The following is a 6,380-nucleotide window of genomic DNA, read 5'->3' as shown; positions in this document are numbered from 1 at the left end:
CGTGTCATCGAACCTGGTGGGGCGCGCACCATGGGCGCGCCGTCCGAGCCGACGCTGCGGCTATGCCTGAACCCCGGGCGCCATTTTCGCCGCCGTCTGGGCGACTTTGAACCGGATGCCGTGCATATCGCTACGGAAGGGCCGCTGGGCCTGGCAGCACGGCGCCATGCGCTCAGGCAGGGCTGGCAGTTCACGACCTCATTTCACACCATGTTTCCCGACTATCTGAAGGTGCGCCTGGGTGTGCCGGTCAGGTGGTCATGGGCGTTCATGCGCTGGTTTCACAAGCCATCGCGCCGGGTTCTGGTGCCGACGCGCAATATCGCCGATGTGCTGGCGGCCCGCGGCTTCGCCAATTTGCAGGTGTGGGCGCGTGGCGTGGACCTGGCAGCATTCGCGCCGGATTTGCCGGCGCCGCCGGAACTGGCCCATTTGCCGCGGCCGGTATGGCTCAATGTCGGCCGGGTGGCGCGTGAAAAAAATCTGGATGCGTTTCTGGCCTTGCCCTTGCCTGGCACCAAAGTCGTCGTGGGCGGCGGCCCGGAAGAGAAGCGCCTGCGCGCGCAATACCCGGATGCCTTGTTCGTGGGGCCGCGCCGCCATGCGGAACTGCCGCCCTACTACGCGGCAGCCGACGTGTTTGTGTTTCCCAGCCAGACCGATACCTTCGGCCTGGTCATGCTGGAGGCCATGGCTTGCGGCACGCCGGTCGCAGCGCTGCCGGCCGATGCGCCACGCGAAGTTGTGCGCGAAGGGGTCACAGGCAGCCTGGACACCGACCTGGCGGCGGCTTGCCTGCGGGCGGCGCAATTGCCCCGCGCAGCGGTGCGCGCCGGGGTGCAGGCGTTTACCTGGGATGCCATTGCGCAGCAATTGCTGGATGCGCTGTGCGGGGTCAGTACGGTACAATTCCGCGCATCCTGAGGAGCGCTGCGACGCGCCGGCTTGTCCGGCGTGCCAGGCTCAGGATAGTTTCGTCAACCACGCTGCCGGCCTGAGCTGGCGGGGGCGCGCCAAGGTGTGCCTCTGTCCGGAAACTGGCCGGGTGTGGGGCAGTCCAGGGTGGTCCTGGCTGCCATGGCCTGCGCCTGGGCGCGGGACGAACGGCGCTCGCCAATTCCCTTTCGCACGGGGATGGCGGCGCGTGTGCGCAGTCGGCTCCGTGCATGGACACCGGATATCTGGAGCTAGACTGATATGACGACTGTGAATTCTTCCGTAGATTACAAGGTGGCCGACCTGGCCTTGGCAGGCTGGGGCCGCCGTGAAATCGCCATTGCCGAAACTGAAATGCCCGGCCTGATGGCGACACGGGAAGAATATGCTGCCAGCCAGCCCCTGAAGGGCGCGCGCATCGCCGGCAGTCTGCACATGACGATTCAGACCGCTGTGCTGATCGAAACCCTGAAGGCCCTGGGCGCGGAAGTGCGCTGGGCATCGTGCAATATCTATTCCACCCAGGATCACGCAGCCGCTGCCATTGCCGCTGGCGGCACGCCGGTTTACGCCGTCAAGGGTGAATCGCTGGAAGAGTACTGGGAGTACACGCACCAGATCTTCTCGTGGCCCAATAGCCAGCACGCCAATATGATTCTGGACGATGGCGGCGATGCGACCTTGCTGCTGCACCTGGGCACCCGCGCCGAATCGGATGCGTCGGTGCTTGATAAGCCTGCCAGCGAAGAAGAGCGCGTGCTGTTCGCGGCCATCCGCAAGCAATTGGCGCAGGATCCCAAGTGGTATTCGGTGCGCCTGGCCCAGATCAAGGGCGTGACGGAAGAAACCACCACGGGCGTGCATCGCCTGTATCAGATGTCGCAAAAGGGCGAGCTGGCTTTTGCTGCCATCAACGTCAATGATTCGGTGACCAAGTCCAAGTTCGACAACCTGTACGGTTGCCGCGAGTCGCTGGTGGACGGCATCAAGCGCGCCACCGATGTGATGGTGGCAGGCAAGACCGCCGTGGTGATCGGCTATGGCGATGTGGGCAAGGGTTGCGCCCAGGCGCTGGCCGCCTTGCGCGCCCAGATCTGGGTGGTGGAAATCGACCCGATTTGCGCGCTGCAAGCCGCCATGGAAGGCTACAAGGTCGTCAGCATGGACGAAGTGGCGGACAAGGCTGATATCTTCGTGACCGCGACCGGCAACTATCATGTCATCACGCGCGAGCATCTGTACCGCATGAAGGACCAGGCCATTGTGTGCAACATCGGCCACTTCGACAACGAAATCGACGTTGCCAGCCTGGAAGAGCTGGAGTGGGAAGAAATCAAGCCGCAGGTTGATCATGTGATTTTCCCTGATGGCCGCCGCATCATTCTGCTGGCCAAGGGCCGCCTGGTGAATCTGGGTTGCGCCACGGGCCACCCGTCCTTCGTGATGTCCTCATCCTTCACCAATCAGACCATTGCGCAGATCGAATTGTTCACGCGCAATGAGGCCTATACCAAGGGCAAAGTCTATGTGCTGCCCAAGCACCTCGACGAGAAAGTGGCGCGTCTGCACCTGAAAAAACTGGGTGTGAACCTGAGCGTGCTGCGCCCCGATCAGGCGGCTTATATTGGCGTGCCGGTTGACGGGCCGTTCAAGCCCGACCATTATCGGTACTGAGGCAGGCGTACGCGCCGGGCCGTTTCCTTGAGGAAATGATCCGGCGCGCCTGAGCATCCGGCCTGGCGCAGGCCGGCGCTGCGGACTGCTTCATGCAGGATTTCCAATGTTTTTGTCATAGGAGCCGTGCCATGTTTCTACTGATCTGGATCCTCAATGCCGTCGCGCTATTGATCGTTGCCTCCCTGCTGCCCGGCATCGCCATCGCCAGTTTCTGGTCGGCCTTGCTGGCAGCTGTCGTGCTGGGTCTGCTCAATGCCGTCATCAAGCCCATTCTGGTCTTGCTGACCTTTCCCATCACCATTGTCACGCTGGGCCTGTTCCTGTTCGTGATCAACGCCCTGGTGTTCTGGCTGGCGGGCTCCCTGTTCCGCGGCTTCACGGTCAATGGCTTCTGGTGGGCACTGGCTGGCGCCTTGCTGTATAGCGTGATTTCCAGCGCGCTGTCTTCGCTGCTGGCGCAATGACTTCCCTGACGTCCCAACACGTTATCAGCCTGGAGTTCTTCCCGCCCCGGGATCTGGCCGCGCAGGAGCGCCTGGTGCGCACGGCCAAGCAGCTGATGGCCTTGAATCCGGGCTATGTCAGCGTCACATTCGGCGCTGGCGGAGCCACGCGTGAGGGGACGGCCGAGACGGTGCGCATCATGGCCAATCTGGGCTGCGATGTGGCACCGCATTTGGCTTGCGTTGGTACCAGCCGCGCCGACCTGAGCGCCATTCTTGAGGCATACCGTGAGCAGGGCGTGAAACGCGTGGTGGCCTTGCGTGGCGATCTGCCGTCAGGCATGGGCAGTCTGTATGGCGAATTCCGCTATGCCAGCGAGCTGGTCGCTTTTATCCGTGAAACAACGGGCGACTGGTTCCATATTGAAGTGGCCGCCTACCCGGAAATGCATCCGCAGGCCGAAAGTCTGGCGCGGGATATGGATCATTTTGTTGAGAAAGTGCAGGCGGGGGCCGATAGCGCCATCACGCAATACTTTTTCAACCCCGATGCCTATTCGGATTTCATCGAGCGCGCGCAGGCGCGCGGCGTCACTATCCCTATCATTCCGGGCATCATGCCCATCGTCAACAACACCCAGTTGACGCGGTTTTCGCAGATGTGCGGCGCGGAACTGCCGCGCTGGCTGCGTTTGCGGCTCAACGATTATGCGGATGACCGCGAATCGCTGCGCGCCTTCGGCGCGGATGTGGTGGCGAAATTGTGCCAGGACCTGCTGGAGCGCGGCGCGCCAGGTTTGCACTTCTATACCCTGAATGGCAGCGAGGCGGTGCGCAATATCTGGCGCCGCCTCAAGCCCGGCGTGTTGTAAGCCACGTGGCCCCGCGCCAGGCGCTTGCGCCCGGCTGGCCTGCCTGTGCGGGCAGGCTGTGCGGCAGCTTGTGTGACGGCTTCAGCCTGGCTGGCCGGGGTACCAGCCGCCAGGGGTCAGGACGGCATCCAGTTTGGCATCGTGGCCGGCGGCTTGGTAGTCGGCCGGCAGCCGGCCTTCTTCCCAGGAGATTCCCAGCGCGATCAAGCGCGGATTGGCCTGGCGCAGCTGTGTCAGGGTGCGGTCGTAGTAGCCGCCGCCATAGCCGAGACGGTCGCCTTTGGCGGTCCAGCCCAGCGTAGGCACGAGGACGACATCCAGGCGCGCCTCGGCGGGCGCCAGGTCCGGGCCAGCGACTTCCTGCACGCCATAAGCGCCCGTTTTCATGGGGGCATCCAGATGCCATTGGCGGAAAACCAGGGGCTGTTCTGGCGCAATGACGGCGGGCAGCAGGATGTCCAGGCCGTCTTCTTCGACCCATTTGGCCAGCAGCGGCAGCAGATCCGGCTCGCCATCAAGCGCATGGAAGGCAGCGATGCGCTGGGGCGCGGTTTGGCCGGCCTGTTCAGCGGCATCACGCCGCAGGGCCAGCCAGGTATAGAGACGGCCGCGCAATAGCAGTCCGCCGCGGCTGCGGTTGCTGCCGTCCATGTTGTTTCGCCGCTCACGCAGCGTAGTACGCAGCGCGGCTGCGGTATCCTGTATGGTATTAGCGGTTTTCATGCGGAATGCCAGTCATGAGTCATAGTCAAGTATCAGAACGGTATCAGAAATCGTCCTTGCGCGTCCGTCCTGCCTGGCGCGTGTGGCTGGGGGCCTTATTGCTTGCCGGTACGGCGCCTGTTCTGGCGCAGGAGGGCGGCCTGAGGGTGGCCGCGCTGTCGCCCCAGGCGCAGCCCATGCCGCGCAGTGTCGATAGCGCCTTGAATGCGGCGCGTGACGCCGTCCAGAAAAAAGATTGGAAGGCCTTGCCCGCCCTGGTGGAGCGCGCGCGCGATGCGGAGCTGGGCATGTATGCCGAGTATTGGATGCTGCGCTATTTGCTGACCGAGCAGCGCACGATAGATCCGGTGCTGTTACAGGATTTTGTGGACCGTCATCCGGGGAGTTATCTGGCCGACAAGCTGAAGGGGGACTGGATCCTGGCCGCAGCGCGCGCCGGGGATTTCGCCCAGGTGCGCCAGGTGGGGCCGGTCGAAGTCGGCGGCCCGCAAGTCAGTTGCGCCCAGCTGGATGCCCGCCACCGTGGCGGTGAGCGGATTCGCGATATCGACGCCGTCGCGGTGTTTGCGCCGGGCAATGCCTGTTGGGCGCTGTTTGACAAGCTGACGGCCGACCGGGTGCTGGACCGCAGCACCCTGGTGGCGATGTGGCGTGACCTGCTGGACGAAAACAAGCTGGCCCATGCGCGGCGCATGGCAGCCTATGTGCTCAACCCGGCGGAAATCAAGGATTACGACGCGGCATTGAAAAACCCGATGCAGTGGCTGTCGCGCCAGGAGCAGCAGCTGCGTACGCCCGCGCAACGGGATATTGCCACGGTGGCGTTGTCACGCCTGGCGCGCAAGAACATGGAGGATGGCGACGCCTACCTGCGCCGCTCCTGGAACGGCCGTCTGCCTGAGGCTGATCTGAAGTGGGTGCGCAGCCAGTTCGCGCTGGTTGCGGCCTTGAATCTCAACCCGATTGCGCACCGCTGGTATCAAGAGGCCGATGGTGTGCGGCTGACCGAATACAACGCCGCTTGGCGCGTGCGGGCAGCCTTGCGCCAGCCGGAGATCGACTGGGGCTGGGTGTCGAGTTCCGTCGCCCAGATGACGCCTTCGCAGCGCAATGAATCCGTCTGGGTGTACTGGAATGGCCGCAGCCTGAAGGCGCGGGGCCAGGAAGCGGCGGCCAACGAGGCATTCACGTCGATTGCCGGGGAATATGGCTTCTACGGCCAATTGGCGGCTGAAGAGCTGGGCCTGGCCATTGCGCCGCCGCCTGCGCCAGCGCGGGTGACGCCTGCCGAATTGGCGGAAGTGGCCGCGCATCCCGGCTTGCGCCGTGCCGTGACCATGTTCCACGAAGGCTGGCGCGCTGAAGCCGTGCCGGAATGGAACTTCGCCTTGCGCGGCATGACGGACCGGCAATTGCTGGCGGCGGCGGAGCTGGCGCGCCAGGAACACATCTACGACCGGGTGGTGAATACGTCCGAACGGACACGCGACCAGATTGATTTCTCGCAACGCTATATCGCGCCTTTCGAAGGCCGTGTCAGCGCTCAGGCGCGTGCCATTGATCTCGATCCCGCCTGGGTGTATGGCCTGATCCGCCAGGAATCCCGCTTCATTACGGATGCCCGTTCCAGTGTCGGGGCATCGGGGCTGATGCAGCTCATGCCGGGCACGGCCAAATGGGTGGCCGGCAAGATAGGCATGACGGATTTTCATCCCTCCAAGGTGAATGA

General features: G+C 63.7%; 6 protein-coding genes and 1 riboswitch. Of the genes, 5 read left to right on the top strand and 1 reads right to left on the bottom strand.

Annotation, left to right across the window (positions count from 1 at the left end; all coding sequences use genetic code 11):
* The 4 genes from ACTJGZ_RS15460 to metF form a co-directional block, all read left to right on the top strand.
* The coding region (locus ACTJGZ_RS15460; protein WP_441663789.1) for a glycosyltransferase family 4 protein at positions 1-924 on the top strand (924 nt) is incomplete at its 5' end.
* A riboswitch (S-adenosyl-L-homocysteine riboswitch) is annotated at positions 917-996 on the top strand. It overlaps the preceding gene by 8 nt.
* Positions 997-1,197: 201 nt before the next feature.
* Positions 1,198-2,610 carry an adenosylhomocysteinase gene (ahcY, locus tag ACTJGZ_RS15455; RefSeq protein ID WP_441663788.1) on the top strand — a complete coding sequence of 471 codons (1,413 nt, stop codon included), beginning with the start codon at positions 1,198-1,200 and terminating at the stop codon, positions 2,608-2,610.
* Positions 2,611-2,741: 131 nt separating this feature from the next.
* A complete protein-coding gene (locus ACTJGZ_RS15450) occupies positions 2,742-3,077 on the top strand; it encodes a phage holin family protein (RefSeq protein WP_441663787.1) in 336 nt (111 codons plus the stop codon).
* Positions 3,074-3,928: a methylenetetrahydrofolate reductase [NAD(P)H] gene (metF, locus tag ACTJGZ_RS15445; RefSeq protein ID WP_441663786.1), complete on the top strand. Its 855-nt coding sequence runs from the start codon at positions 3,074-3,076 to the stop codon at positions 3,926-3,928. Before ACTJGZ_RS15450 ends, metF begins: the two co-directional genes overlap by 4 nt.
* Before the next feature lie 81 nt (positions 3,929-4,009).
* Here metF and ACTJGZ_RS15440 read toward each other — a convergent pair whose 3' ends face one another.
* Positions 4,010-4,651, bottom strand: coding sequence for a 5-formyltetrahydrofolate cyclo-ligase (locus ACTJGZ_RS15440; protein WP_441663785.1), 642 nt, complete (start codon positions 4,649-4,651; stop codon positions 4,010-4,012).
* Positions 4,652-4,665: 14 nt separating this feature from the next.
* Here ACTJGZ_RS15440 and ACTJGZ_RS15435 point away from each other — a divergent pair.
* Positions 4,666-6,380: lytic transglycosylase domain-containing protein (locus ACTJGZ_RS15435; RefSeq protein WP_441663784.1), on the top strand; the 1,715-nt coding region annotated here is incomplete at its 3' end.

It is taken from the genome of Kerstersia sp., from assembly GCF_052103615.1.
Taxonomy (GTDB): domain Bacteria; phylum Pseudomonadota; class Gammaproteobacteria; order Burkholderiales; family Burkholderiaceae_B; genus Kerstersia.
This window is presented reverse-complemented; position numbering and strand designations above follow the sequence as displayed.